The organism is Pseudomonas fluorescens (assembly GCF_005938625.1).
GTDB lineage: Bacteria > Pseudomonadota > Gammaproteobacteria > Pseudomonadales > Pseudomonadaceae > Aquipseudomonas > Aquipseudomonas fluorescens_BD.
Window position 1 is genome coordinate 32,684 of record NZ_VCNJ01000006.1, and the last position, 26,168, is coordinate 58,851.

At 58.9% G+C, this 26,168-nt stretch carries 23 protein-coding genes and 1 pseudogene; 12 read left to right on the top strand and 12 right to left on the bottom strand.

What is annotated here, in order from left to right; translation table 11 throughout:
• Positions 1–300: 300 nt before the first annotated feature.
• Positions 301–903 carry a cold-shock protein gene (locus FGA82_RS32675; RefSeq protein WP_007912746.1) on the top strand — a complete coding sequence of 201 codons (603 nt, stop codon included), beginning with the start codon at positions 301–303 and terminating at the stop codon, positions 901–903.
• 70 nt (positions 904–973) lie between these two features.
• Here FGA82_RS32675 and FGA82_RS05625 read toward each other — a convergent pair whose 3' ends face one another.
• Both FGA82_RS05625 and FGA82_RS05630 read right to left on the bottom strand, forming a co-directional pair.
• Entirely contained in the window at positions 974–1,180 is a 207-nt protein-coding gene (locus FGA82_RS05625) for a SlyX family protein (RefSeq protein ID WP_038366649.1), read from the bottom strand.
• Positions 1,181–1,183: 3 nt separating this feature from the next.
• Positions 1,184–1,609: an HIT domain-containing protein gene (locus FGA82_RS05630; protein WP_141126316.1), complete on the bottom strand. Its 426-nt coding sequence runs from the start codon at positions 1,607–1,609 to the stop codon at positions 1,184–1,186.
• 894 nt (positions 1,610–2,503) lie between these two features.
• On the opposite strand from FGA82_RS05630, the gene FGA82_RS05635 reads away from it, so the two are divergent.
• On the top strand, positions 2,504–3,868 hold the full coding sequence (locus tag FGA82_RS05635) for an OprD family porin (RefSeq protein ID WP_141126317.1): 1,365 nt from the start codon (positions 2,504–2,506) through the stop codon (positions 3,866–3,868).
• A 118-nt stretch (positions 3,869–3,986) separates the two neighbouring features.
• Here the strand turns inward: FGA82_RS05635 and FGA82_RS05640 are convergent, their stop codons facing one another.
• Positions 3,987–4,829 (bottom strand): mechanosensitive ion channel family protein, encoded by an 843-nt coding sequence (locus tag FGA82_RS05640; protein ID WP_034153426.1) that lies wholly within the window; start codon positions 4,827–4,829, stop codon positions 3,987–3,989.
• A gap of 182 nt (positions 4,830–5,011) precedes the next feature.
• Positions 5,012–5,497, bottom strand: coding sequence for a YajQ family cyclic di-GMP-binding protein (locus FGA82_RS05645; RefSeq protein ID WP_008080210.1), 486 nt, complete (start codon positions 5,495–5,497; stop codon positions 5,012–5,014).
• A 140-nt stretch (positions 5,498–5,637) separates the two neighbouring features.
• Between FGA82_RS05645 and FGA82_RS05650 the strand changes: the two genes are divergently transcribed.
• Genes FGA82_RS05650 through FGA82_RS05660 form a run of 3 tightly spaced genes read left to right on the top strand, consistent with a single transcriptional unit; the run spans position 5,638 to position 9,225 of the window.
• Positions 5,638–6,555 (top strand): putative 2-dehydropantoate 2-reductase, encoded by a 918-nt coding sequence (locus FGA82_RS05650; protein WP_141126318.1) that lies wholly within the window; start codon positions 5,638–5,640, stop codon positions 6,553–6,555.
• Positions 6,556–6,600: 45 nt separating this feature from the next.
• A complete protein-coding gene (locus tag FGA82_RS05655; RefSeq protein ID WP_141126319.1) occupies positions 6,601–8,637 on the top strand; it encodes a sensor histidine kinase in 2,037 nt (678 codons plus the stop codon).
• A gap of 3 nt (positions 8,638–8,640) precedes the next feature.
• Positions 8,641–9,225: a cob(I)yrinic acid a,c-diamide adenosyltransferase gene (locus tag FGA82_RS05660; protein ID WP_141126320.1), complete on the top strand. Its 585-nt coding sequence runs from the start codon at positions 8,641–8,643 to the stop codon at positions 9,223–9,225.
• A gap of 113 nt (positions 9,226–9,338) precedes the next feature.
• On the opposite strand, the gene FGA82_RS05665 is transcribed toward FGA82_RS05660, so the two are convergent.
• The 4 genes from FGA82_RS05665 to secA form a co-directional block, all read right to left on the bottom strand.
• Complete coding sequence (locus tag FGA82_RS05665; RefSeq protein ID WP_141126321.1) at positions 9,339–10,286, bottom strand: Nudix family hydrolase; 948 nt, start codon at positions 10,284–10,286, stop codon at positions 9,339–9,341.
• A complete protein-coding gene (locus tag FGA82_RS05670; protein WP_141126322.1) occupies positions 10,283–10,915 on the bottom strand; it encodes a glutathione S-transferase family protein in 633 nt (210 codons plus the stop codon). The genes FGA82_RS05665 and FGA82_RS05670 overlap by 4 nt, the downstream gene beginning before the upstream one ends.
• 161 nt (positions 10,916–11,076) lie before the next feature.
• A complete protein-coding gene (gene argJ, locus FGA82_RS05675) occupies positions 11,077–12,294 on the bottom strand; it encodes a bifunctional glutamate N-acetyltransferase/amino-acid acetyltransferase ArgJ (RefSeq protein ID WP_141126323.1) in 1,218 nt (405 codons plus the stop codon).
• A 122-nt stretch (positions 12,295–12,416) separates the two neighbouring features.
• A complete protein-coding gene (secA, locus tag FGA82_RS05680; protein WP_141126324.1) occupies positions 12,417–15,152 on the bottom strand; it encodes a preprotein translocase subunit SecA in 2,736 nt (911 codons plus the stop codon).
• Between the two features lie 308 nt (positions 15,153–15,460).
• Here secA and FGA82_RS05685 point away from each other — a divergent pair, with 308 nt between their 5' ends.
• On the top strand, positions 15,461–15,916 hold the full coding sequence (locus tag FGA82_RS05685) for a DUF721 domain-containing protein (RefSeq protein ID WP_141126325.1): 456 nt from the start codon (positions 15,461–15,463) through the stop codon (positions 15,914–15,916).
• 90 nt (positions 15,917–16,006) lie between these two features.
• Here the strand turns inward: FGA82_RS05685 and FGA82_RS05690 are convergent, their stop codons facing one another.
• Positions 16,007–17,494, bottom strand: a complete 1,488-nt coding sequence (locus FGA82_RS05690) for a helicase HerA-like domain-containing protein (protein WP_141126326.1) — start codon at positions 17,492–17,494, stop codon at positions 16,007–16,009.
• A gap of 190 nt (positions 17,495–17,684) precedes the next feature.
• Here FGA82_RS05690 and FGA82_RS32825 point away from each other — a divergent pair.
• The 5 genes and pseudogenes from FGA82_RS32825 to FGA82_RS05710 all read left to right on the top strand — a co-directional run.
• Positions 17,685–18,716: pseudogene (locus tag FGA82_RS32825) on the top strand (HAMP domain-containing protein); the annotation flags it as partial.
• Between the two features lie 93 nt (positions 18,717–18,809).
• Positions 18,810–19,574, top strand: coding sequence for a methyl-accepting chemotaxis protein (locus FGA82_RS32830; RefSeq protein WP_371043227.1), 765 nt, complete (start codon positions 18,810–18,812; stop codon positions 19,572–19,574).
• Between the two features lie 302 nt (positions 19,575–19,876).
• The gene (locus FGA82_RS05700) at positions 19,877–20,968 is read left to right on the top strand and encodes a glycosyltransferase family 4 protein (RefSeq protein WP_171057246.1); all 1,092 of its coding nucleotides are present in this window, start codon (positions 19,877–19,879) and stop codon (positions 20,966–20,968) included.
• On the top strand, positions 20,961–21,737 hold the full coding sequence (locus tag FGA82_RS05705; protein ID WP_141126329.1) for a DUF2334 domain-containing protein: 777 nt from the start codon (positions 20,961–20,963) through the stop codon (positions 21,735–21,737). Before FGA82_RS05700 ends, FGA82_RS05705 begins: the two co-directional genes overlap by 8 nt.
• Positions 21,734–22,732, top strand: coding sequence for a lysylphosphatidylglycerol synthase transmembrane domain-containing protein (locus FGA82_RS05710; RefSeq protein ID WP_141126330.1), 999 nt, complete (start codon positions 21,734–21,736; stop codon positions 22,730–22,732). The genes FGA82_RS05705 and FGA82_RS05710 overlap by 4 nt, the downstream gene beginning before the upstream one ends.
• On the opposite strand, the gene FGA82_RS05715 is transcribed toward FGA82_RS05710, so the two are convergent.
• Positions 22,716–22,895, bottom strand: coding sequence for a hypothetical protein (locus FGA82_RS05715; protein WP_141126331.1), 180 nt, complete (start codon positions 22,893–22,895; stop codon positions 22,716–22,718). The two genes, FGA82_RS05710 and FGA82_RS05715, sit on opposite strands and share 17 nt — an antisense overlap.
• 84 nt (positions 22,896–22,979) lie before the next feature.
• A complete protein-coding gene (gene purU, locus FGA82_RS05720) occupies positions 22,980–23,828 on the bottom strand; it encodes a formyltetrahydrofolate deformylase (RefSeq protein ID WP_007912774.1) in 849 nt (282 codons plus the stop codon).
• 336 nt (positions 23,829–24,164) lie between these two features.
• On the opposite strand from purU, the gene mvaT reads away from it, so the two are divergent.
• Positions 24,165–24,542 (top strand): histone-like nucleoid-structuring protein MvaT, encoded by a 378-nt coding sequence (gene mvaT, locus FGA82_RS05725; protein WP_007933316.1) that lies wholly within the window; start codon positions 24,165–24,167, stop codon positions 24,540–24,542.
• A 97-nt stretch (positions 24,543–24,639) separates the two neighbouring features.
• On the opposite strand, the gene sbcB is transcribed toward mvaT, so the two are convergent.
• Positions 24,640–26,070 (bottom strand): exodeoxyribonuclease I, encoded by a 1,431-nt coding sequence (sbcB, locus tag FGA82_RS05730; protein WP_141126332.1) that lies wholly within the window; start codon positions 26,068–26,070, stop codon positions 24,640–24,642.
• Positions 26,071–26,168: the final 98 nt, after the last annotated feature.

Consider the following 26,168-nt stretch of genomic DNA (forward strand, 5'->3'; position numbering starts at 1 on the left):
ACGGCGATTGAATTCATCCAACAGGTGCAGACCCACTCTAGCAAGCCTGCCGACACCCCGCAGCCCGGATCGGGTGCAGGTGCTGCGACAAATCGACCGAGGTGATGCCGCTGGCCGGGCTGATTTGAGTAGCCGCAGGCTTTGCTGTTAAATAGGCAGTGTGTCGCCATGCCCCATTTTTCGGGGTGTTGCGCATAGGCTGATGCCGTGAACGTGTCCACCGCCTCTTATTTTGTTCCGAAGCGAACCGTGCGCCTTCAGCTCTTCCTTGTGAGCCGTCATAAACGTGAGCCAATCAAAATGTTGAAAATCGTCCACCTGCTAATGGGCGCAGCAGCCTTGCTGCTGTCGTTCATACCCAGCTTGAAATCCGAAGCCGTTCCTTACCTGCAACAACCCGATGCACTTTACCTGGCCTTTTTCGGCCTGCTTAACCTGGTAATTGCTCCAGTGATTCCTTTCTGGAACAAAGGCCCTCGTCAGCATCTGCAAAATCTGGTCAGCGCTCTTCTGGTGCTGACCGTCGTCCTGCAAACCTTGACCCTGATTGCCCCGATGCCCGTCATCGCCGGCCAGCCAGCCGTGCTGTTCACCTTGGTGATTGCACTGGTTGCGGTGGTCTTGCACCTGGCCGTCAGCTTCTATCGTTCTTCACCGGCTGCCGCTCCAACCAGCTATGACATGACCAATCGTGATACCGGTACCGTCAAGTGGTTCAACACCTCCAAAGGCTTCGGCTTTATCTCCCGGGATTCCGGCGATGATATTTTCGTGCACTTTCGCGCGATCCGTGGCGAAGGTCACCGCGTACTGGTCGAAGGCCAGCGCGTGGAGTTCTCGGTAATGAACCGGGACAAGGGCCTGCAAGCCGAGGACGTGATCGCCGCTCTGCCGCGACGCTGATCCAGGCATAAAAAAACCGCGAGCAGACTGCTGCTCGCGGTTTTTTTACGCCTGATGAAAAGTTCCTGCCTCAGTAGTGCGGCGGTGGCGCCTCATCCTCAAAGGATTCGAACTGGCCGACCATCTCTTCCTGACGCTTGAGCAGGGCTGCCATCTGCAATTGCAGACGCTCGACCACACGCTGCTGGGCCACCAGAACATCGTTCAGCGCCTGAATGGTGTCATCCTGGAACGCCAAGCGGCTTTCCAGATCGGTAACGCGTTCTTCCAGGCTCATGACTCAGCCCTCCAGAAACGTAAAGTCTTCGGTCAACACCAGACGCAACTGTTCGCGAATGGCCTCTACTTGCTCGGCACTGTATGGCCTGGCCGGGTGTTTGCCCCAGACCGGCGCCGGCCAGGCGGCGTCATCGCGCTTGCGCACAATGACGTGCATATGCAATTGGCTGACGACGTTACCCAGCGTCGCCACGTTCATTTTGTCCGCATCGAGCAAATCCTTGAGCAACTCGGCCAGCGCGGTGGTTTCAAGCCACAACTGTTGCTGATCGGCGACATCCAACTGAAACAACTCACTGATATCGTCGCGACGAGGCACCAGGATGAACCAAGGGTAGTTGGCATCATTGGACAGCAGCAGTCGGCAGAGAGGGAAATCACCGATGGTCAGCGTGTCCTGTTGAAGTCGTGAATCTAAAGCAAACACTGCGCGCACTCCCGGCTGATGTTCATTATTCAGCTTAGCGGCCCTCCTCGCGAACGGCGCAACCAAGCGACAGGACGGCAGCATACCTGCGAATGCGCCAGCCTTCACGAAGGCTTGATTTCGAACCGCTGCCAACGCCCCGAGATGTGACATTTACTTGTGCCACGCACCAACACAGCACCAACAGCAGCCAAAAACATAAAGAAATGACTGTAGACCCCTGATTCGTTCAGCACTCAACCCGATTCCAACTGTATGAATCCGGAACAGCTGTAAATTTTTTTGCACCAAAACCGCACAGTGCGTCTACGCTCACTGCGTCGGGCATCCGCCAAATACTCACTGGCGGGGTGAACCGGTAACGTTTTTGGTTGTCACGCTCGATCCCTGGTGTGGCAACACCATAGGAGCAATGCCGTCAAGCCCTGAGCCAATGGGGCTTGGCGTCCAGTATTTATAAGGTTTTTACAGGCACAGGCGAGTGTTCAGAAAAATAACCGCAACGAAATTGCGGTTTGTGCACGCTTGTTGCATTCGTACCCATATGGACTATAAGCGCACCACTGGAAGTGGATGCCTTAAGCCCCATAAGAACAGTGGCAGGGTTGCCCGATGGAGATTCAAGTGTTTTGCCAGGGACTCTTTTTTACCGATGCAAAAAGGCCCGTAAACAGCGAAAAAGTTGTCAGTCCGGCTGCGTCGGTACTGTGAATTTGCGACATCCACCACGCCATTTGCGACACCGTCGTAAAGAAGCTGAAAGGTTGGAATAGCAAGTATCGCCAACATTGTCGGCGTGATATAAGTTTGCGCCGACACAAAAAGAAAGAGCCGCCCAGATAATAAAACAGGTGGGACGGCAGTACTCTTCTAAAACCAAAGGAGCAAATCACGATGCGCGTGATGAAGTGGAGCATGATCGCACTGGCAGTTGCAGCAGCCGCCAGTACTCAAGTGGCTACGGCCGCACCGTTTGTAAGTGACCAGTCTGAAGCCAAAGGTTTTGTTGAAGACGCGAAACTCACCGAGACGTTGAAGAACTACTACTTCAACCGCGACAACAAGAACGGCGGCGCTGACCAGAAAGACTGGACCCAGGGTTTCCTGGCCAATTTCGCTTCTGGTTACACTCAAGGTACTGTGGGTGTCGGTATTGATGCCTTTGGTTACCTGGCCTTGAAACTCGATGGCGGTGACGGTACTTCCGGTTCGGGCAACATGAGCCGTAGCGACCACACTGATCCACTGAATGATTCCCGCGATGTTAATGACAGCCAAGGCAAAGCCGGTGCTGCCATTAAATTCCGCATCTCCAAAACCGAGCTGAAAATCGGCGACCAGCAGCCAAGCACTGCTCCAGTGTTCGCTGTCGGTGGTTCCCGCATCATTCCGCAAACTGCCAGCGGCTTCCAGTTGCAGAGCAGCGAGATCAAAGACCTTGACCTCGAAGCCGGTCACTTCTACTCGGCGACCAGCCAGGACAAGAACGCCCGTAACGGCGGTCTGTACTCCAACTACTCTGGCGTAGAAGCCGACTCGATCGACTACTTCGGCGGCAAGTACGGCATCACCGAAAACCTGAGCGCATCGCTCTACGGCGCCAAACTGGAAGACATCTGGAACCAGTACTACGCCAACGTGAACCTCACCACTCCATTCGGTGGCGACACTTCGCTGAACACTGACTTCAACATCTACCGCACCACCGACACCGGTGACAAGCTGGCGGGTGACATCAGCAACACTGCCTTCTCCCTGGCAACCGCGTTGTCGTTCCTGAAAGCACACACCTTCACCCTGGCCTTCCAGAAGGTCAACGGCGATACCCCGTTCGACTACGTCGGTGTGGGTAAAAACAACCGTGGTGGTGACTCGATCTTCCTCGCCAACTCCATCCAGTACTCTGACTTCAACGGTCCTGGCGAGAAATCCGTGCAAGCCCGTTACGACCTGAAAATGGCCGAGTACGGCGTTCCAGGCCTGAGCTTCATGGTTCGTTACGTTAAAGGTTGGGACATCGACGGTACCGGTCTGGCTACTAACAGCCAATACCGCACCAACACTGGCGCTCCGCTGTACGGTGAAGATGGCAAACACCACGAAACCAACTTCGAAGCCAAATATGTTGTTCAGTCTGGCCCGGCTAAAGACCTGTCCTTCCGCATTCGTCAGGCTTGGCACACTGCCAACGCCGACCAGGGTGAAGGCGATGTCAAAGAGTTCCGCCTGATCACCGAATACCCACTGAACATCTTGTAATCGTCAGTGGTTAGTTTGGAAGCATAAAAAAAGGCCCATCTTGCGATGGGCCTTTTTTATTGCCTGTCACTTGCAATAGTTGCCTGACCGATAAGTCAGGCAATTAATTAGCAACCTATCATTGTGTTGCCGATTCCTGAACCACACGAATCACCCGTTGTGGAAAAGGAATATCAATGCCGGCAGTTTTTAAACGGTCACGCGACTGTTCGTTAAACATGAACATCACGTCCCAGTAATCTGCAGTTTTAACCCACACACGCAGCGAAACAGTGATCGAACTGTCGCCCAAGGTCGAAATCACGGCCTGTGGCGCCGGATCCTGCAACACGCGCTCATCCTTGGCCAGATCCAGCAGCACCTGACGAGCCTTCTGCAGATCGGCTTCGTAATCCACACCGACATCGAATACAACCTTGCGAGTCGGCTGACGGTTGGTGTTGGTAATTATGCCGTTCGACAGGTTGCCGTTTGGCACGATGATGGTTTTGTTGTCGCCAGTACGCAGCACGGTGTGGAAAATCTGGATGCTGTCGACTGTACCCGACACGCCTTGCGCTTCGATCCAGTCACCGATACGGAACGGACGGAACAGCAGAATCAGCACGCCGCCGGCGAAGTTCGCCAGGCTGCCCTGCAACGCCAGACCGATCGCCAGACCGGCCGCACCGATCGCTGCAACGAAGGAGGTGGTTTCAACACCGATCATCGAAGCGACGCTGACAATCAGCAGCACTTTGAGAATGATGTTCGCCAGGCTGCTGATAAAACCTTGCAGCGCCAGATCGGCGTTACGCAGGGCCAACAGACCACCGAGTTTTTGCGTGACCTTGTTGATCAGCCACCAGCCGATGGCCAGCGTAATCACTGCCAGCAGCACGCGGCTGCCGTATTCCATGATCATCGGGATCCACGCCTGGGATGCCTTGACCAGGTTGTCCACCTCAGCATTCAAATCCATGTTCTATCTCCTGATTTCCGGCCATTCGGCACGCGAAAAATAAGCGGCAGAAAACCGCCGGGGGTACACAAAATCAATGTGGGAGCGAGCCTGCTCGCGAAGGCGCCGTGTCATTCAGCAATGAGTTGACTGACACACCGCCTTCGCGAGCAAGCTCGCTCCCACAGATCATCTGACCGAGCTTAGTCGCGGAAGTTGTTGAACTGCAGAGGCATGCCGAACTCTTTGGCCCGCAGTGCCGCGATGGCTTCTTGCAGGTCATCACGCTTCTTGCCGGTCACGCGTACTTGCTCACCCTGAATGGCGGCCTGCACTTTGAGCTTGGCATCCTTGATGTGGCCGACGATTTTCTTCGCCAGCTCTTTGTCGATGCCTTCCTTGAGGATGGCGTCCTGCTTCATCAGCTTGCCCGATGCATAAGCGTCCTTGACCTCAAGGCACTGCACGTCGATCTTGCGCTTGACCAGCGCCAGCTTGAGGATTTCGATCATCGCTTCCAGCTGGAACCCGGCTTCAGCGGTCAGGCTGACGGTGAGGTCCTTTTCCTTGAACTCGAAGCTGCCTTTGCCTTTCAGGTCATAACGACGATCGAGTTCCTTCACGGCGTTCTCGACCGCGTTGGTGAGTTCGTGTTTGTCCAGTTCGGATACCACGTCGAACGACGGCATGTAATCTCTCCAATAAAAAGGCGCGCTCGATGTCGATGGAGCGCGCTTGGCTTGCGGTTAAAATCGGGCTCATTATAACGGGTCTTTTCCTACCGACACGGCGAGCCGCACATGCCTGTACGCAATCGAGCAAAAAACTGATGGCCACCACCTGGCATGTACTGGGTGCCGGCAGTCTCGGCACGCTGTGGGCCACGCGCCTGGCTCGAGCCGGTTTGCCGGTCAGATTGATCGTGCGTGACACCGAGCGCTTGTGCAGCTATGAGGCAGCAGGTGGCTTGACGCTGGTCGAGCAAGGCGTGGAGAGCACCTACGCGGTTCCCGGCGAGACACCGGACAGCGCCGATCCGATTCGCCGCTTGCTGGTTGCGTGCAAGGCCTACGACGCTGAAAGCGCTGTCGCCCGCCTCGCCCCGCGCCTGAGCGCCGACGCCGAGCTGATCCTGTTGCAAAACGGCCTCGGCAGCCAGGACGCTGTGGCCACGCAGGTTCCCCAGGCGCGCTGCATCAGCGCCTCCAGCACTGAAGGTGCGTTTCGCGATGGCGACTGGCGCGTTGTGTTTGCCGGCCACGGTTTCACTTGGCTAGGCGACGCCGGTCATCCGGTCGCGCCGATCTGGCTGGACGATCTCGACGCGGCAAAGATCCCCCACGAATGGAGCACCGATATCCTCACGCGCTTGTGGCGCAAACTGGCGCTCAACTGTGCGATCAATCCACTGACCGTGCTGCACCATTGCCGCAACGGTGGCTTGCTGGAACACCATTGCGAAGTCGCCACCCTGTGCGCCGAACTCGCTGAGTTGCTGGAGCGTTGCGGCCAACCCGCCGCCGCCAACAATCTGCAACAGGAAGTCGAGCGAGTCATCCACGCCACCGCGGCCAATTACTCGTCGATGTATCAGGATGTCGCCAATCAGCGCCGTACCGAGATCAGCTATCTGTTGGGCCACGCCTGCAAAGTCGCCGCGCGCCACCAGTTGAACCTGCCGCACCTCAATCAATTGCAGCAGCGCCTGGTCACTCACCTGCACAGCCTTGGATTGCCCAGCGACTGAGCAGCGGCTACGCTGGCCACTTGTTCCTTTGCTGTGAAAAAACTGATGCCATTGCGCCAGCGCCTCGAAAACCTGCCAGTCGGCCAGAAACTGCTGGCCGCCTTGCTGGTGCTGTTGACCACGGTCCTGCTGGTCGCCAACCTGACCTTTATCAGCGCCGCCTATTACATCTCCCAGGAAAGCATGGCGCCGCAGGCCTTGCAGACCATCGGCCGACTGATTTCCAACCCCAGTCTGGTCAGTGAAGCCCTGCAATCACCGCAAAGCGCCGAGCGCCTGCTCAAAGAACTCGACAGTTATTCACCACTGCGCGCCGCTGCGCTGTATGACGGCAAGGGCGAACGCCTGGCGCAAGTCCAGCGCGGCGACAAACTCAGCCTGCCGGAACGCTATCGGCACATCGAAGCGTGGCAACTGACCGAATTTCGCAGCAATCAGTTGATCACCCTGCCCCGCCCCGGCACTGCGCCGGGCCATCTGTTGCTGGTGGCCAGCAGCGAGCTGCCGATGGCGTTCTACACCGGCACCCTGACCGCAAGCCTTGGCATCCTGATTTTCAGCGTGTTGCTGTGGCTGGTAATTGCCCGGCAGATCAAACGCCTGATCACCCGGCCGATTCATCAACTCGAGGAATTGTCGCGCCAGGTGACCCGCGAGGAGAACTACGCCCTGCGCGCTTCACGCGGCAATCATGACGAAATCGGCAGCCTCGCCGAAGCGTTCAACACCATGCTGTCGCGCATCGAAGCCCGCGAGCAGCAGCTCAAGCGTGCCCGCGATGACTCGCAAGCCGCCTACGATCAGGCCCAGGGGCTGGCCGAGGAAACCCGCCACACCAACCGCAAGCTGGAACTGGAAGTCCAGGTGCGCAGCAAGATCGAGAAGAAGCTCACCGGTTTCCAGAACTACCTCAACAGCATCATCGACTCGATGCCCTCGGCGCTGATCGCCCTCGACGAGCAGCTCTACGTCACACAATGGAACCAGGAGGCCAGCGCCCTCTCCGGCACGCGACTGGACGAAGCGCTGAACCAGCCGATCTTCCTTGCCTTCGAACCGCTCAAGCCGTTTTTGCCGCAACTCAAGCAGACCGTCGAGCAGCACACCGTGGCGAAAATCGAGCGAGTGACGTGGTTCAAGGATGAAGAACCGAAGCATTACGCGCTGACGTTCTATCCATTGATGGGCGGCGCCGGGCGTGGCGTGGTGATCCGTATCGACGACATCACCCAGCGTCTGTCGCTGGAAGAAATGATGGTGCAGTCGGAAAAAATGCTCTCGGTCGGTGGCCTCGCCGCTGGCATGGCCCACGAAATCAATAACCCGCTGGGGGCGATCCTGCACAACGTGCAGAACATCCGTCGACGCTTGTCCGCCGATCTGCCGAAAAACCTCGAAACCGCCGAGCAATTGGGCATCGAACTGGACACCGTGAACCGCTACCTGCAAGGCCGGGAAGTGCCGCAACTGCTCGATGGCATTCAACAGGCCGGCGCCCGCGCGGCGAAAATTGTCACGCACATGCTCAGCTTCAGCCGTCGCAGTACCCGGCAAATGGCGCCGTGCGATCTGCCGGCACTGATCGATCAAGCGGTGGAAATCGCCGGCAACGACTTCGATCTGGCCATCGGTTTCGACTTCAAGGGGCAAGCGATCATCCGCCAGTTCGACCCGGCGCTCGGTCCGGTGCCGGGCACCGCCAACGAGCTTGAGCAAGTGCTGCTCAACCTGCTGAAAAACGCCGCGCAAGCGATCCACCAGCGTGAAGATGACAGCGAACCGGGGCGGATCATCCTGCGCACCAGGCTCAATCCGCCATGGGCTGAAATTCAGGTCGAGGATAACGGCATCGGCATGAGCGAGAACGTGCGCAAGCGCACCTTCGAGCCGTTCTTCACCACCAAGGAAATCGGTCAGGGCACCGGGCTTGGCTTGTCGGTGTCGTATTTCATCATTACCAACAATCACAAAGGACAGATGGAAGTGCAGTCAGCACCGGGCCAGGGCACCTGTTTCACCTTGCGCCTGCCGTTGACGCAACCGCTGCCCATCGCTGCCGAAACCAATCAATTATCGAGGTAACCCATGGGCTTTCGCCTGTCGAAAATCTACACCCGCACCGGCGACAAAGGTGAAACCGGCCTGGGCGATGGACGCCGCGTGCCCAAGGATCACCCGCGCATCGAGGCGATTGGTGAGGTCGATACGCTGAACAGTCAGGTCGGTGTATTGCTGGCCGGGTTGCTGGTCGAGCGCGACATATATCCGAGGTTGAATGAACTGATCGAGGTGTTGGCGCCTTGTCAGCATCGGCTGTTCGATCTCGGTGGTGAGCTGGCGATGCCGGAATATCAGGCGTTGAATGCAGCGGAAATCGAGCGACTGGAAACTGCGATCGATGTGTGGAATGAAGAGCTGGGGCCGCTGGAGAATTTCATTTTACCGGGCGGGTCGATGCTGATTGCCCAGGCCCATGTCTGCCGGAGTCTGGCAAGGAGTGCCGAGCGCCGCTGTCAGCATTTGAATGCGCTGGAACCGTTGGCCGGGGTTGGGCTGGCGTATATCAATCGGTTGTCGGATTTGTTGTTTGTGGCGGCGCGGTTGATTGCGCGGCGGCAGGGGATTGCGGAGATTCTTTGGCAGCCGGCGGCAAAACCTGCAGAAAAGTAGCGCCTGACAGGCCGCCTTCGCGAGCAAGCTCGCTCCCACAGTTGATTGGGTTCATCCAGTTGGAATGCAGTCAAATGTGGGAGCGAGCTTGCTCGCGAAGAGGCCAGCAGCCGTTACAGAGAATCAGGCCAGAACGCGCGAATCCCCGCGACACCCTGCGCGCCAACATTCCAGGCCTTGTCCCGTTCCGCCGGGCCAACCCCGCCCAACAGAAACACCGGTTTACTGAAACCTTCAATCAACGCCTCAGCCTGCTCCCAGCCCAATGGCTGCGCATCCGGGTGCGTCAGGGTCGGCTGCACCGGCGACAGCGTGACGAAATCCACGCCCATCTGCTCGGCCAACGCCAGTTCTTCAGCGTTGTGGCACGACGCCGCCAACCAGCGCTCCGTCGGCAATGGACGCCCCGCCGCTGCGTATTTACGCAATTGTGCGGAGGTGATGTGCCATCCGGCAGACGGGAAATCGCCGAGCCATTCGAAGGGCCCTTTGATCATCAACTGCGCCTTGCCCGCGCACAGGCCGGCCGCATCGACCGCCAGATCGCGATACTTGGGGTCATAGCCATTCGGCGCACGCAGCTGAATCAACTTGATCCCGCCGGCAATCGCCTTCTGGATACCGCGCAGCAACGCCGGGGTTTCCAGATCTTCCGGGGTGATCAGGTATTCGGCCGGCAAACGCGCTGCCGCCACTATCGGCTGATTGGCTGCCGGGAACTCGTAGTTCGCCAGTTCTTTCGCCGTGACCCAGGCCAATGGCTGGCCTTCGGCACCATGCGGCTCGCCGGTGAATGCCGACACTTCCCAGACATCCAGCAACACTTGCTTGTCCGGGTAATCGTGACGCACCTTGATCAGCGGTCGGGCGGCGCCAACGACGATACCCAGCTCTTCGTGCAGCTCCCGGGCCAGCGCAGTTTCGACCGACTCGTCAGCCTCGACCTTGCCCCCGGGAAACTCCCACAGACCGCCCTGATGCTGGGTGTCAGCGCGGCGGGCGATGAGGATTTTGCCGCTGTCGTCACGAATGACCGCAGCGGCGACGTGTACACGTTTCACGGATTCAACTCCTCCAGTCCAGCCTGTTGCCATGCCTTGAAGGCTGGCCATTGGTAGACGGTTTCAACATAGGCTTCGTCGGCGGCCGGCAGCTTCACCTGATAAGTGCGCAGACGCACGGCGATCGGCGCGAAGAAGGCATCGGCCAGACTCACACGACCAAAGAGATAGGGGCCGCTTTCGGTGGCCGCGGCACGGCACTCGGCCCACAGCGCGAGCATGCGCTCGATATCAACCTTCACTTCCGGCGGTACCGGGTTCAGCGGTGCGTCATGGTTGAGGTTGAACGGCATGTGATTGCGCATGGCGAAGAAGCCGCTGTGCATTTGGGCGCAGGCGGATCGCGCCTGGGCACGGGCAAAGATATCGCTCGGCCACAGCTGCTCGGACGGGAACTGTTCGGCGAGGTATTCGGCGATGGCCAGCGAATCGGCGACGGTGCCGCGCGCGGTTTGCAGCAGCGGGACCTTGGCGGTCGGCGAATGCTTGAGCAGCAGCGCGCGGGTGTCGGGCTTGCCGAGTTTGATCAGTTCTTCGCTGTAGGGTGCGCCGGTCAGTTCGAGCGCCAGGGCGGCGCGCAGAGACCAGGAGGAAAGCAGTTTGTCGCCGATGATCAGGTGCAGGGACATGGGTGTGGCGCCTTTTCGTCAGGAGAATCAGGCCAGAATTTTTGGTGCCTGATGGGTCGCCATCGCGAGCAGGCTCACTCCTACAGGTGATCTGTGGCGTTTACAAAACCACTGTAGGAGTGAGCCTGCTCGCGATGGCATCGACTCGGTCTCAGGTTAGATCAAGTGCGGTATTCGGCGTTGATCTTCACGTATTCATGCGACAGGTCGGTGGTCCAGATGGTTTCGCTGCAATTGCCGCGACCCAACTCGATACGGATGGTGATCTCTTCCTGCTGCATCACCGCCGAACCCTGGGCTTCAGTGTAGGTCGCCGCACGGGCGCCACGGCTGGCGATGCACACGTCACCGAGGAACACGTCGATCTTGCTCACGTCCAGATCCGGCACGCCGGCACGGCCGACAGCGGCGAGGATACGGCCCCAGTTCGGGTCAGAAGCGAACAGCGCGGTCTTGATCAGCGGCGAGTGCGCCACGGTGTAGCCAACGTCCAGGCATTCCTGATGGTTGCCGCCGCCATTCACTTCAACGGTGACGAACTTGGTCGCGCCTTCGCCGTCACGCACGATGGCCTGGGCCACGTCCATGCACACTTCGAACACTGCTTGCTTCAACTTGGCGAACAACTCGCCTTCAGCGCGGGTGATTTCCGGCAGCGCAGCCTTGCCCGTGGCGATCAGCATGCAGCAGTCGTTGGTCGAGGTGTCGCCGTCGATGGTGATGCGGTTGAACGACTTGTTGGCGCCGTCGAGCATCAGGTTGTGCAGGACTTCGCGGGAGACCTTGGCGTCGGTAGCGATGTAGCCAAGCATGGTCGCCATGTTCGGGCGGATCATGCCGGCGCCTTTGCTGATACCGGTGACGGTGATGGTGACGCCGTCATGCTCGAACTGGCGGCTGGCGCCCTTCGGCAGGGTATCGGTGGTCATGATGCCGGTGGCGGCGGCTTCCCAGTTGTTTTCCGACAGATCATCCAGCGCGGCTTGCAGGGCGCCTTCGATCTTCTCGACCGGCAGTGGCTCGCCGATCACGCCGGTGGAGTACGGCAGAATCTGGCTCGCATCGACACCGGTCAGCTCGGCCAGTCTGGCGGTGGTGCGCTCGGCAGCGGCCAGACCCGGCTCGCCGGTCCCGGCGTTGGCGTTGCCGGTGTTGGTCAGCAGGTAGCGCACAGCGTTCTGCACGCGTTTTTTCGCCAGGATCACCGGCGCGGCGCAAAAGGCGTTCAAGGTGAACACGCCCGCCACGGTCGAACCTTCGGCGCAGCGCATCACAACGACATCTTTGCGCCCGGGGCGCTTGATGCCGGCCGAGGCGATACCGAGTTCAAAACCGGCAACCGGGTGCAACGTTGGCAAAGGACCAAGACCAACAGCCATGAATGCGCTCCTTACTCAATGATGTCAGCACCGCCACGCGCAGTGACGGTGGTTTAAATGGCAAAACGCCGCGACGGCAGGAGCCGGTCGCGGCGCGGGTATTTCAGCAGTTGAAACGGGTTTTACTGGATCTGCCCGTGGCAATGCTTGAATTTCTTGCCCGAACCGCAGTAGCACAGTTCGTTGCGGCCCAGCTTCTGATCGTTGCGAACCGGTGCGGTGGCGAGGGCTACATCAACCTCTTCACCCAGTACTTCCGGTTGCTCCAGACCCGGCGCTTCGGCGTGTTCGAACTGCATGCGCGCGGCCAGTGCTTCGGCTTCCTGACGCAGACGTTGCTCTTCGGCCTCCGGATCTTCGCGGCGCACCTGAACGTGCGACAGCACACGGATCGAGTCGCGCTTGATTGAATCGAGCAGCTCGGAGAACAGCGTGAACGACTCGCGCTTGTATTCCTGCTTCGGGTTCTTCTGAGCGTAGCCACGCAAGTGGATACCGTGACGCAGGTGATCCATGGTCGACAGGTGGTCTTTCCACAGGTCGTCCAGTACGCGCAGTACGATTTGTTTCTCGAACGAGCGCAGTGCGTCGGCACCGGCCTGATCTTCTTTCTCGTTGTACGCCGCCATCAGCTCGGTCATGAGCTTCTCGCGCAGAGTTTCTTCGTACAGGTGATCGTCTTCGTCGAGCCATTGCTGAATCGGCAGTGTCACGCCGAAGTCGCTGGCAATCGAGGCTTCCAGACCTGCCACGTCCCACTGCTCTGGCAGCGATTGCGGCGGAATGTGCGCGCTGACGGTGGCGTTGAGCACGTCCTGACGGAAGTCGGCGATGGTTTCACCGATGTTGTCAGCGGCCAGCAACGTGTTACGCATGTGATAGATCACTTTACGCTGTTCGTTGTTGACGTCGTCGAACTCGAGCAGTTGCTTACGGATGTCGAAGTTGCGGCCTTCAACCTTGCGCTGCGCCTTCTCGATCGCGTTGGTCACCATGCGGTGCTCGATCGCTTCGCCCGGCTGCATGCCCAGGGCTTTCATGAAGTTCTTCACCCGGTCAGAGGCGAAGATGCGCATCAGGCTGTCTTCCAGCGACAGGTAGAAGCGGCTGGAACCAGCGTCACCCTGGCGACCGGCACGGCCACGCAGCTGGTTGTCGATACGGCGCGATTCGTGACGCTCGGACGCGATCACCTGCAAACCACCGGATTCCAGCACTTGCTGGTGACGCTTCTGCCAGTCGGCCTTGATCTGGGCGATCTGCTCAGGGGTCGGATCTTCCAGCGAGGCGACTTCAACTTCCCAGTTACCGCCCAACAGGATGTCGGTACCACGACCGGCCATGTTGGTGGCGATGGTCAGTGCGCCCGGACGACCGGCCTGCGCGATGATCTCGGCTTCTTTTTCGTGGAACTTGGCGTTGAGAACCTTGTGTTCAATGCCTTCCTTCACGAGCAACGCGGACATGTGCTCGGAAGTTTCGATGGTGGCAGTACCCACCAGCACCGGACGACCGGCAGCCATGCTTTCCTTGATGTCCGTAACGATCGCCGCGTATTTCTCTTCGGCGGTGAGGAACACCAGGTCGTTGAAGTCTTTACGCGCCAACGGTTTGTTCGGCGGAATGACCATCACTTCCAGACCGTAGATCTGGTGGAATTCGAACGCTTCGGTGTCGGCGGTACCGGTCATGCCGGACAGCTTGGTGTACAGACGGAAGTAGTTCTGGAACGTGGTCGACGCCAGGGTCTGGCTCTCGGCCTGGATGTTCAGGCCTTCCTTGGCTTCGATGGCCTGGTGCAGGCCTTCGGACAGACGACGACCCGGCATGGTACGACCGGTGTGTTCGTCGACCAGCACGACCTGGCCGTCCTGCACGATGTATTCGATGTTGCGGTTGAACAGCTTGTGCGCACGCAGACCGGCATACACGTGGGTCAGCAGGCCCAGGTTATGCGCCGAGTACAGGCTCTCGCCTTCAGCCAGCAGGCCGACGCGGGTGAGCATGTCTTCGATGAACTGGTGACCGGCTTCATTGAGTTCGACCTGACGGGTCTTCTCGTCAACGGTGTAATGGCCGGCCTTGGTGACTTCGCCTTCGACTTCTTCAACGTGCAGTTCCAGCTGCGGGATCAGTTTATTGATCTCCATGTACAGCTTGGAGCTGTCCTCGGCCTGACCGGAGATGATCAGCGGGGTACGCGCTTCGTCGATAAGGATGGAGTCGACTTCGTCGATCACGGCAAAGTTGAGTTCGCGCTGGAATTTTTCTTCCATGCTGAACGCCATGTTGTCGCGCAGGTAGTCGAAACCGAATTCGTTGTTGGTGCCGTAGGTGATGTCGGCGGCGTAGGCCAGACGCTTCTCTTCCGGCGGCTGGAACGGCGTCACGACGCCGACGGTCAGGCCGAGGAATTCATACAGTGGGCGCATCCAGTTGGCGTCACGACGCGCCAGGTAGTCGTTCACCGTCACAACGTGCACGCCCTTGCCGGACAATGCGTTGAGGTAAACACCCAGGGTCGCTACGAGGGTTTTACCCTCACCGGTGCGCATTTCGGCGATCTTGCCTTCGTGCAAGGTCATGCCACCGACGAGCTGTACGTCAAAGTGGCGCATACCCATGATGCGCTTGCCGGCTTCGCGGGCAACCGCGAAGGCTTCTGGCAGCAGCTTGTCGAGGGTTTCCCCCTTGGCGATGCGGGCCTTGAACTCAGCGGTCTTGGCGCGCAATTGATCGTCCGAAAGGGCCACCATTTGCTCTTCGAAGGCATTGACGAGCTGCACCGTCTTGAGCATGCGTTTGACTTCACGCTCGTTCTTGCTTCCAAAAAGTTTCTTTAACAAAGGCGCAAACATATCGGCAGGATCTTCCACACTAAAGGGATGGAGGGCGGCCCCGTGAGCGTCGCCCGTGCAGCCCTCATGGCCGCATGCGAACGAGCATTCTACCCGGAAACGGAAGTGAGGAAAGTGGCGATGTTCCACGATGCTGGCACTGCGCTTTGACGGGGCTCACTTAAAATAGGGGCGTTTTGCTCAACTTCAAGTCATACAAGGCAGAAGTTAGTCGTTGATTTAATGGGTAAAGCGGGGGCAAAAGCAATGGGCGAGTGATTTCGGCCTTTCTGCTACCATGGCGTTTCTGTTACTTCAGGTGTTCAATCATGGCATTCCGCCCTCTTACGGCCAGAGCACCCGCCGTTCTCCTGCGCGAAGCCAAGCCGCTCAAAGCCATCCTCGGCCATGCCCAACGATTGGGGCATTTGCAACGCCTGCTCGAAAGCCAACTGCAACCTGCCGCCCGCGAACACTGCCATGTCGCCTCGTGGCGCGAAGGCAGTCTGTTGCTGATCGTCACTGATGGCCACTGGGCCACACGCCTGCGCTACCAGCAAAAACGCCTGCAGCGGCAATTGCAGATGTTTGACGAGTTCGCCAGTCTGACGCGGATTCTGTTCAAGGTGCAGCCCCCGACGGTGCAGCGTGGAGCGGTCGGGCACACGATGGATTTGTCGACGGATGCGGCGGCGACGATTCAGGCGACGGCGGACGGGATCAGTGATCCGGGGTTGCGTGCGGCGCTGGAGCGCTTGGCGGCGCACGCCAAAGACAAAACCTGAAGAAAAATCAAAAGATCGCAGCCTGCGGCAGTTCCTACAGATGAAACGCAATTCTTCTGTAGGAGCTGCCGCAGGCTGCGATCTTTGCTTTTAGCGGCGTTTGCTGCCACCGAGTAAAGAGCCCATCAAGCCGCGCACCAGTTGTTTGCCAAGGTTATTGGCAGCCTGACGCATGGCCGACTTCAGCGCCTGCCCGGCGGCAGTACCCAGGAACTCCCCTGCCCTGTCGGCAAGACTCGGCTCTTCGACGGCCGGCTTGCCGGCGGGTGCCTCAGCCTCAGGCGCCAGGCCTTTGCGCCCCATCAGAATTTCATACGCAGACTCCCGATCGATCGGCTTGTCGTAGCGGCCCTTGAACGGTGAGCCGGCGATCAACACCGTACGCTCGGTCTCGGTCAACGGCCCGATTCGCGATTGCGGCGGTGCGACCAGCACGCGCTGGACCATCTCCGGCGTGCCTTTTTCGGTCAACGTACCGACCAAGGCCTCGCCAATCCCCAGTTCAGTCAACACCGACAAACTGTCGAACGCTGGATTCGGCCGGAAGCCGTCCGCCACCGCGCGCAGGGATTTCTGTTCTTTGGCGGTAAAGGCGCGCAAGCCATGCTGGATGCGCAGGCCGAGCTGCGCCAGCACGTCATCCGGCAAGTCCGCCGGCGATTGCGTGACGAAATACACACCAACGCCTTTGGAACGGATCAGGCGCACCACTTGTTCAAGTCGCTCCTGCAAGGCCTTCGGTGTATCGCCGAACAACAAATGCGCCTCATCAAAAAACAACGCCAGCAGGGGTTTGTCGGCATCGCCGCGCTCCGGCAACTGCTCGAACAGCTCGGCCAGCAGCCACAACAGGAACGTCGCGTAGACCTTCGGCGCCTCGTGCACCAGGCGACTGGCGTCGAGCAAGTGGATGCGCCCACGGCCATCGGCGGTCGGCTGCAGAATGTCTTCGAGTTGCAGCGCTGGTTCGCCGAACAAGGCTTCGGCGCCCTGCTGCTCAAGGATCGCCAGACGGCGCAACAGCGCCTGACTGGAACCAGTGGTCATCAGCGCCGCGTCTTCGCCCAGCAGTTGCGGGTTGTCCTTGAGGTGATTGAGCAGCGCCTTCAGGTCTTTCAGGTCCAGCAGCAAAAGGCCTTCGCGGTCGGCGACCTTAAAGGCTGCGTAGAGCGCCGACTGCTGACTGTCGGTCAGCTCCAGCAGACTGCCGATCAGCAGCGGGCCCATTTCGCTCAGTGTGGTGCGCAGCGGATGACCGGACTCGCCGTGGATATCCCACAAGGTCACCGGATAAGCCTGCGCCTTGTAATTGAGCCACGGCATCCCGGCGATACGCTCGGCAACCTTGCCTTGCGGATTACCGGCAGCCCCGAGACCACACAGATCGCCCTTGATGTCAGCGGCAAACACCGCCACCCCGGCGTCACTGAACGCCTCGGCCAAACGCTGCAAGGTGACGGTTTTACCGGTACCGGTGGCGCCGGCGACCAGTCCGTGGCGGTTCGCCAGGCGCATGGCCTGAGCAATCTGCTGGCCTGCGAGGTCGGCGCCGATTACGAGTTGCGAGGAGTCAGGCATTTTGTCACCCAATGGTTAATCTTTGATTGCGCATGGCCGATAAAGAGGAGTGAGAGACCCCGACCACAAGTCAGGCCGGACATTTCCCTAAGGAGAGACGGAAATATCAGCTTGTTTTCACCCTTGCCCATTTTGCGCGCTTCTATAAAAGCACGCCCTGGACATTAAGACCTTAGCGGAACCCCAAGCCATGAACAAAAATCTGCGCTTCAGCCATAAAATTTTGCTTGCCGCCGCCCTCATCGTCATCGCCGCTTTCGCCTCCTTTACGCTGTACAACGACTGGTTGCAGCGCAATGCGATCCGCGATGACCTGAACAACTATCTCAACGAGATGGGCGAAGTCACTGCCGGCAATATCCAGACCTGGCTCAGTGGCCGCATTCTGCTGGTCGAGAACGCCGCCCAGAACATCGCCATCAACCCCGAGCCCGCCAACGTCGCCAGTCTGCTGGAACAGAAAACCCTGACCTCGACGTTTATGGCGACCTACCTGGGCGATGCCACCGGGCACTTCACCATCCGCCCGGACACGAAGATGCCGGACGGTTTCGATCCGCGCGTGCGCCCTTGGTATAAAGGTGCCGAGAGCAGCAGCACTTCGACCCTGACCGAGCCGTACATCGACGCCGCTACTGGCCAACTGATCATTTCCATCGCCACAGCCTCGAAAAAGGCTGGTCAGAGCGTGGGCGTGGTCGGTGGCGACTTGAGTCTGCAATCGCTGGTCGATACCCTCGCCGCCCGGGATTTCGACGGCATGGGTTATGTGTTCCTGGTCAGCGCCGACGGCAAGATCCTCGTGCACCCGGACAAGGCCTTGGTGATGAAATCACTGAAAGAAGCCTATCCGCAGGACACCCCGCGCATCAGCAGCGACTTCAGCGAAGTCACCGTCGATGGCAAGACGCGCATTGTCACGTTCGCGCCGATCAAGGGTTTGCCGTCGGTGAACTGGTACATCGGTCTGTCGGTGGACAAGGATCAGGCTTTCGCCATGCTCAGTCAGTTCCGCACCTCGGCAGTGATCGCCACCGTGATCGCGGTGGCGATCATCATCGCCCTGCTCGGCATGCTGATCCGCCTCCTGATCCAGCCGCTGCACGTGATGACCCGCGCCATGGAAGACATCGCTGACGGTGAAGGCGACCTGACCAAACGCCTGACCATCGTCAATAACGATGAGTTCGGCATCCTCGGAACCGCATTCAACCGTTTCGTCGAACGCATTCACGGCTCGATCCGCGAAGTGTCTTCGGCGACCGGGCAAGTCAACGAAGTCGCCCTGCGCGTGGTCGCGGCGTCGAACTCGTCGATGTACAACTCCGACCAGCAAGCCTCACGCACCAGCAGTGTCGCCGCGGCGATCAACCAGCTCGGCGCCGCCGCGCAGGAAATCGCCCGCAACGCCGCACAAGCGTCGAATCAGGCCAGCGATGCTCGCGGTCTGGCTGAAGACGGTCAGCAAGTGGTCGATCGCAGCATCAAAGCGATGAATCAACTGTCGAGCATGCTCAGCGCGTCGAGCAGCAACATCGAGTCGCTGAACAGCAAAACCGTGAACATTGGTCAGATTCTTGAAGTGATCACCAGCATTTCCCAGCAAACCAACTTGCTCGCGCTTAACGCGGCAATTGAAGCGGCGCGAGCCGGTGAGGCCGGCCGTGGGTTTGCCGTGGTGGCGGATGAAGTGCGTAATCTGGCCCATCGCACCCAGGAATCGGCGCAACAGGTACAGACCATGATTGAGGAGCTGCAAGTCGGCGCCCGTGAATCGGTGAGCACCATGAGCGACAGCCAGCGTCACAGCCAGGACAGCGTGGAAATTGCCAACCTTGCCGGGGAGCGCTTGAACAGCGTGACGCAGCGCATTGGCGAGATCGACGGGATGAACCAGTCGGTGGCCACGGCGACCGAGGAGCAGACCGCTGTTGTCGAGTCGATCAACGTCGATATCACCGAGATCAACACGCTGAACCAGGAAGGCGTGGAGAACTTGCAGGCGACGTTGCGGGCTTGTTCGGATCTGGAGCAGCAGGCTTCGCGGTTGAAGCAGTTGGTTGGCAGTTTCCGCATTTAAGATCAAAGGCCTACCCCCTCACCCCAGCCCTCCCGAAACGTCGGACCGCCCCCAGGGGGGCGAGGGGGAAAGGGAGCCGATCGGGGGGGTTTCCAGACCTGAGTTCGACTCAGGTCTCTCAAGTCGGTGTAACTCCAACATCCACCTCGGTCAGTCCCCTCTCCCTCCGGGAGAGGGTTAGGGTGAGGGTGCTCTTCAGCTCTACCGCGCAATCCCGACCGAACATCTATTCTTGATAAAGGTCAACCAAGGGAGAACCACGCAGCGGAGGGTTGATCACCGTGCATATCGCCGACATCACCATGTTCTACGCCCCGGCCAGCGGTGGCGTGCGCACTTATCTGGATGCCAAACACCGCCGGTTGGGCGTCAAACCCGGCATTCGCCACAGCCTGTTGATTCCAGGTGCGCATTTGGGCGAAGACGACGGCGTTTACACGGTTCCCGCCCCCGCCCTGCCCTTCGGCAAAGGGTATCGCTTCCCGCTGCGCCTCGCGCCTTGGCGAAATGTCCTGCAGGATTTACAGCCTGATCTGATCGAAGTCGGTGACCCTTATCTGACCGCCTGGGCCGCGCTTGATGCGCGGCGGCAGCTCGATGTGCCGGTGATCGGCTTCTATCACTCGGATCTGCCGCTGCTGATCAGCAATCGCATGGGACATTGGGTCACGCCGAATATCGAGGCGTATGTCACCCGGCTTTATGGCAATTTCGACCGGGTCCTGGCACCCAGTCAGGTCATGGCTGACAAGCTTAGTGGCCTCGGCGTACGCAATGTCTTCGTGCAACCGTTGGGCGTCGATCTGCAGACCTTTCACCCCAGTGCCCGCGACTCGCAACTGCGCGCAGAACTGGGTATCGCCGAAGGCACCCGGTTGTTGATTTTTGCCGGGCGCGGTTCGAAAGAGAAAAACCTCCCGGTACTGCTCCAATGCATGCAACGCCTCGGCCCGCGCTATCACTTGCTGCTGGTCGGTTCGTCGATGCCCACGGCCGTGCCGGACAACGTCAGTGTGATCGACGAATTCTGCCCCGCACCACGCGTCGCGCAGTTGATGGCCGGTGCCGATGCGTTGATCCATGCCGGCGATCAGGAAACCTTTGGGCTGGTGATCCTTGAAGCCATGGCTTGCGGCATTCCCGTGGTGGCGGTGGCTGCCGGCGCGTTCGAAGAGATTGTCACGGAGTCCTGCGGTCTGCTGTGCGCGCCAAACAACCCGCAGGCGATGGCCAATGCCGTGCGCGAACTGTTCAGTCGCGGCTGCAGCAAGCTCGGCGCACAGGCCCGCCAGCATGTCGAAACCCACTACGCCTGGGACACAGTGGTCGACAGTTTGCTGGGCCACTATCACGCGGTACTTGGGCATACGCTGCCGCGGGTGGCCAATGGTTGAATCGATGAACAACCCCGCCGTGTTGCTGGTACTGCACGACGTGGCTCCGTCGACGTGGGCGGATTACCAACCGTTTGTCGAGGCTGTCGATGCATTGGGCAACGTGCCGATGACGTGGCTGGTCGTACCAAACTTCCACCGGCACAACACCCTCGACGCTCACCCGGCATTTTGTCGAATGCTCGACAGGCGCGTCGCCCGTGGCGATGAGTTGGCGTTGCACGGTTATTTTCACGATGACCAGGAGCCCCGCCCGACAACACCGCGCGACTGGTTCATGCGCCGTATTTATACCCATGAAGGCGAGTTCTATCGTTTGTCCCGGGAAACCGCCCTCGCCCGCCTGCATGACGGCATCGAAGTTTTCCAGCGCCATGACTGGCCGCTGCACGGTTTCGTCGCCCCGGCGTGGTTGATGAGCGACGGTACCCGCCAGGCCCTGCGCGAGTTACCGCTGAGCTACACCAGTGATCCGCAACATCTTTATCGTTTGCCGGATTTCAGCGCTATCGACGCCCCCGGTCTGGTCTGGAGTGCCCGCAGTGCCTGGCGCCGTGGCTTGTCGAAAATAGTCAGCGAGCAGCGTCAACAGCGCTGGCGCGAGACGGCGGTGATTCGGCTAGGCTTGCACCCTGTGGACATGCGCCACCGTTTCTCCCGTGATTACTGGTTGAAAACCCTTGAACGACTGTTGGCGGATGGACGAGTACCTATGAGCAAAATCAACTGGCTTGCGCAACAGTGCAGTCACCTGGAACGCGCCGCATGAGTCGCGGCGTTCTGTTGCTCATCGGCCTGCTCGCGGCGGTGCTGATTCCCGTTGTGCTGGGCGGCGGCGAAACCTGGGCGCGCCTGCAAAGCTTCCCTTTGCACTGGTTGCTGATCATGTTCGGCATGATTCTGCTGTGCTGGGGCATCAACACCCTGCGCCTGCGGCTGCTCCTCGGGGATCAGCGCGAACGCGTCACGCCACTGAAAAGCCTTGGCGTGGTCATGGCCGCCGAATTTGCCTATTGTGCGACACCCGGCGGCAGCGGCGGGCCGCTGACAATCATGGCTCTGCTCGCTCGCTCGGGCGTTCGTCCGGCGCGGGGCAGCGCGGTGTTTGCCATGGATCAACTGAGTGATTTGCTGTTCTTTCTCTGCGCCCTCAGCGGGATTCTGATTTATGCGCTGTTCCAGCACCTCAGCGATCGCCTGGAGTGGCTGCTGACGGTCAGCGCCGTGTCGCTGTTTGGCGGCCTGTTCAGTTGCGTAGTCGTCGCGCGCTATCACCGTGCATTGATTCGTCTGAGTGGGCGTCTGTTGGCGAGGATGAACGTCAAGGCCAGCACCCGACGCGGTTGGGCGCGCAAGTTGCTGCACTTTCTTGCCGCGTTTACCGACACCCTGAAGTTGCCCTGGCAGACGCTGATCAAGGTCTTCGCCCTGACGTGCGTGCATTGGCTGCTGCGTTATAGCGTGTTGTATCTGGCGTTGCGCGGCCTGGGCGCAGACTTGCAATGGGCCTGGAGTTTTCTGGTGCAGATGCTGTCGCTGGGTGCCGGGCAATTCAGCCTGCTGCCGGGCGGTGCAGGGGCGGCGGAGTTGACGTCTGCGGCGCTGCTGGCGCCGATGGTGGGAAAATCCACCGCAGCGGCGGCGATTCTGATCTGGCGGGTGGTGACGTATTACTTTTATCTGCTGGTCGGAGGACCGGTGTTTTTATTGATGCTGGGCCGGCCGTTGTTGAAGAAGCTAATGAACGTCAGACAGGCTTCTTAGCGTCATCCTGATCCTCTTCTTTGAGTTGTTCCCACAACTCGGCGGCACCGGGAAACTCGGTTCCATCCTCCGGGCTCATGTCATCCGGGTCATATCGACTCAAACAACCCTCGCCCAAAGTCGCCGGCGCTTTGGAAGTGGCTTTGTCCAGTGGATCGGTCATGGCTTTTCCTCAAAGCTGAAATGAACAAGGGTCTGGACGACTGAACGCCCAGACCCTTGGTTTTTCAAGCCTGTGTGAGTTCGATCAGAACACCACAGTCTTGTTGCCGTGCACCAGCACGCGGTCTTCGAGGTGATAACGCAGGCCGCGCGCCAACACCATCTTCTCGACATCACGGCCGAAACGCACCATGTCTTCGATGCTGTCACTGTGGCTGACGCGGACCACGTCCTGCTCGATGATCGGGCCAGCGTCCAGCTCTTCGGTGACGTAATGGCAGGTCGCACCGATCAGCTTCACGCCACGCAGCGACGCCTGGTGGTACGGCTTGGCGCCAACGAACGACGGCAGGAAGCTGTGGTGAATGTTGATGACCTTGTGCGCGTATTCACGGCACATGTCCGGCGGCAGGATCTGCATGTAACGCGCCAGCACCACCACTTCGGCGTCGTGCTGTTTGACCAGGCGCGACACTTCGTCGAAGGCCGGTTGCTTGTCCTGCGGATTGACCGGGACATGGTAATAAGGAATGCCGTGCCATTCGACCATGCTGCGCAGGTCATCGTGGTTGGAAATCACACAGGAGATTTCGCAATCCAGTTCATCGCTGTGCCAGCGGTGCAGCAAGTCAGCGAGGCAGTGAGATTCGCGGCTGGCCATCAGCACAACGCGTTTTTTCTGCTCGGTGTCGGTGATGCGCCAGTCCATCGAAAACTCTTCGGCGATCGGCGCAAACTTCTCGCGCAGAACTTCAATACCGAAAGGCAGCGAGTCGGCACGAATTTCGTGACGCATGAAGAACCAGCCCACTTGATTGTCCGAGTGGTGGCTCGCTTCGGTGATCCAACCGTTGTGGGCTGCCAGAAAATTACTGACTTTGGCAACAATGCCAACGCGGTCCGGGCAAGAAATCACCAGCCGAAAAGTGCGCATGAGGGGGAAACTCCAGAACTTCGCAAAGGCCGCCATTCTAGCGGCTGCGGGGGAAAACTGCAGTATTCATCAGCGCTGGCACACGCCAGGCTCGGCGCTTCGGCTTTTCATTGGAGTCACCGTTAACCTGATCGCCCTCCTCGGCATCGCTTGATCAGCCAACTGTGAATATCTGTGATGACTGGATCACACTATTTAACTGAATATTCAATAGCGGGCAGTTTCTCGTAACTAATTTAAATAAAAACTCCGGTTAAATGTTTACTTGATGAAACAGCCTGACTATTATTGCGGCACTGTCCCCCTGCCATTCAGCACTCTACTAAGGTAGTAATCATGTCCTTGATCAACGAATACCGCGCCACCGAAGAAGCTATCAAAGAGCTGCAAGCTCGTTTGAAGAACCTGTCCCAAGACGACAAACTGCAAACCGAGCTGGAATTCGAAGGCAAACTGCGCACCCTGATGGGCGAATACTCCAAGTCCCTGCGTGACATCATCGCGCTGCTGGACCCAGAGTCGAAAACCAAAGCACCACGCGGCGGCGCAGTAAAAACTACCGGCACCAAGCGTGCTCGCAAAGTTAAACAATACAAAAACCCGCACAACGGCGAAGTCATCGAAACCAAAGGTGGCAACCACAAAACTCTGAAAGAGTGGAAAGCCAAGTGGGGCGGCGACGTGGTTGAAGGCTGGGCTACCCTGCTGGGCTAAGCCGCAACACCTTCGCAGAGCGATCCGCGAAAAAACAAACGCCAGCGAATGCTGGCGTTTTTTTATGCCCGGCATTTAAGCCCGGTCATGTTCGATTTCAAAGATTCAAACGTTTGCGCAATGCCTGGACATAATTCTGCCATTCATTGAGCACCTCACTCTGCATCGGCGTGGCATTAAGCGACCATTGCTCGGCCGCCTCGGTAAAAGATTTCAAGGTATTGGGTGCGCCACATTCAGGCGCGGACAAGCGCTGCTGACAAAATATTCTCCAGCGCTCTTGCTCTTCGAAATTCAACGTCTCGGGAAAGTTACGTGCGCGATATCGAAAGAGTAATTCTGGCAAACGTTCGTCATCGAAAGGCCATTGCTCTTGCGCTAGTTGTGCCGGATCGGCGCTCCTCACTTGCTCACATAGACGCCGATCACGGTCACCGATAAATCCGTCGTACAACTGTTGTTCCGGATCCTCGCTCGGAATGAAATCTTCGCTGACATAAATCTCTGCAACTTTATCTTTCCAAACTTGCTGTGCGTCAGTTAGCCGCAGCGCACGCTGTTGATACAGCGCCATGTCCAGCCCCAGACGTTGCTGATCCTGCGCGCGCAAAACCGCAAGCGGCGCCACCACCGGGCAACGGTTGATGTGAATCAGCTTGAGCGGCACCGGCAACTCGCCTTCGAGCAAATCATCGCGACGCGTATACAAACGCTGGCGCAAGGTTTGCGCGTCAAGATCGAGCAACCCCTGTGGGTCAAGATGCAGGTCGCAGACGATCAGGGCATTGCGGTTTTTCGGGTGCCAGGCCAGTGGCAGCACCACACCGACATAACTGCGCGCTGCCGAGAAACGCCCCGAGACATGCACCAGTGGCTGCAACAGACGAATCTGATCCATGACTTTTTGCTTGCTGCGCAACTGGAACAGCCAGTCATACAGTTTTGGCTGTTTCTCGCGGATCAGCCGGGCCAGGGCGATGGTCGCGCGAACATCCGACAGCGCCTCGTGGGCATGCCCGTGATCGATATTGTTCGCAGCTGTCAGGCGTTCGAGTTTGAGGGTGACCCGGCCTTCGTCATCGGTCGGCCAGACCAGTCCGTCAGGACGCAACGCATAGGCCGCGCGTACCACATCGATCAGATCCCAGCGGCTGTTGCCGCCCTGCCACTCTCGGGCGTAAGGGTCGAAGAAATTGCGATACAGGCTGTAACGAGTCATCTCGTCGTCGAAACGCAGCGTGTTGTAACCGGCGCCGCAGGTGCCGGGTGCCGCCAGTTGAGCGTGCACCCGCGTCATGAAGTCCGCTTCGCTCAAACCCTTTTCGGCGAGCTGGCTCGGGGTGATGCCGGTGATCGCGCACGCCGCCGGATGCGGCAGGATGTCTTCGCTGGGCTGGCAGTAGAGGTTGACCGGCTCGTCGATTTCGTTGAGCGCATGATCGGTGCGAATCCCGGCCACCTGCAACGGGCGATCGTTACGCGGATTGATGCCAGTGGTTTCGTAGTCGTACCAGAAGATTGAAGTCACGGGCGGTTCCTGAACTGAAGATCGGCGAAGTCTAGGCGTTCAACCGCGCTCGCGGCCAGCCTTGAAACATTCAAACACCGTGTGTCACTCGCCGTGCA

What these genes read in the sequence shown, in the direction of transcription:
- FGA82_RS32675 (WP_007912746.1), top strand. Translation starts at nt 301, where the DNA reads ATGTTGAAAATCGTCCACCTGCTAATGGGCGCAGCAGCCTTGCTGCTG.
- FGA82_RS05625 (WP_038366649.1), bottom strand. Translation starts at nt 1,180, where the DNA reads ATGAGCCTGGAAGAACGCGTTACCGATCTGGAAAGCCGCTTGGCGTTC.
- FGA82_RS05635 (WP_141126317.1), top strand. Translation starts at nt 2,504, where the DNA reads ATGCGCGTGATGAAGTGGAGCATGATCGCACTGGCAGTTGCAGCAGCC.
- FGA82_RS05640 (WP_034153426.1), bottom strand. Translation starts at nt 4,829, where the DNA reads ATGGATTTGAATGCTGAGGTGGACAACCTGGTCAAGGCATCCCAGGCG.
- FGA82_RS05645 (WP_008080210.1), bottom strand. Translation starts at nt 5,497, where the DNA reads ATGCCGTCGTTCGACGTGGTATCCGAACTGGACAAACACGAACTCACC.
- FGA82_RS05650 (WP_141126318.1), top strand. Translation starts at nt 5,638, where the DNA reads ATGGCCACCACCTGGCATGTACTGGGTGCCGGCAGTCTCGGCACGCTG.
- FGA82_RS05655 (WP_141126319.1), top strand. Translation starts at nt 6,601, where the DNA reads ATGCCATTGCGCCAGCGCCTCGAAAACCTGCCAGTCGGCCAGAAACTG.
- FGA82_RS05660 (WP_141126320.1), top strand. Translation starts at nt 8,641, where the DNA reads ATGGGCTTTCGCCTGTCGAAAATCTACACCCGCACCGGCGACAAAGGT.
- FGA82_RS05670 (WP_141126322.1), bottom strand. Translation starts at nt 10,915, where the DNA reads ATGTCCCTGCACCTGATCATCGGCGACAAACTGCTTTCCTCCTGGTCT.
- argJ (WP_141126323.1), bottom strand. Translation starts at nt 12,294, where the DNA reads ATGGCTGTTGGTCTTGGTCCTTTGCCAACGTTGCACCCGGTTGCCGGT.
- secA (WP_141126324.1), bottom strand. Translation starts at nt 15,152, where the DNA reads ATGTTTGCGCCTTTGTTAAAGAAACTTTTTGGAAGCAAGAACGAGCGT.
- FGA82_RS05685 (WP_141126325.1), top strand. Translation starts at nt 15,461, where the DNA reads ATGGCATTCCGCCCTCTTACGGCCAGAGCACCCGCCGTTCTCCTGCGC.
- FGA82_RS05690 (WP_141126326.1), bottom strand. Translation starts at nt 17,494, where the DNA reads ATGCCTGACTCCTCGCAACTCGTAATCGGCGCCGACCTCGCAGGCCAG.
- FGA82_RS32830 (WP_371043227.1), top strand. Translation starts at nt 18,810, where the DNA reads ATGTACAACTCCGACCAGCAAGCCTCACGCACCAGCAGTGTCGCCGCG.
- FGA82_RS05700 (WP_171057246.1), top strand. Translation starts at nt 19,877, where the DNA reads ATGTTCTACGCCCCGGCCAGCGGTGGCGTGCGCACTTATCTGGATGCC.
- FGA82_RS05705 (WP_141126329.1), top strand. Translation starts at nt 20,961, where the DNA reads ATGGTTGAATCGATGAACAACCCCGCCGTGTTGCTGGTACTGCACGAC.
- FGA82_RS05710 (WP_141126330.1), top strand. Translation starts at nt 21,734, where the DNA reads ATGAGTCGCGGCGTTCTGTTGCTCATCGGCCTGCTCGCGGCGGTGCTG.
- FGA82_RS05715 (WP_141126331.1), bottom strand. Translation starts at nt 22,895, where the DNA reads ATGACCGATCCACTGGACAAAGCCACTTCCAAAGCGCCGGCGACTTTG.
- purU (WP_007912774.1), bottom strand. Translation starts at nt 23,828, where the DNA reads ATGCGCACTTTTCGGCTGGTGATTTCTTGCCCGGACCGCGTTGGCATT.
- mvaT (WP_007933316.1), top strand. Translation starts at nt 24,165, where the DNA reads ATGTCCTTGATCAACGAATACCGCGCCACCGAAGAAGCTATCAAAGAG.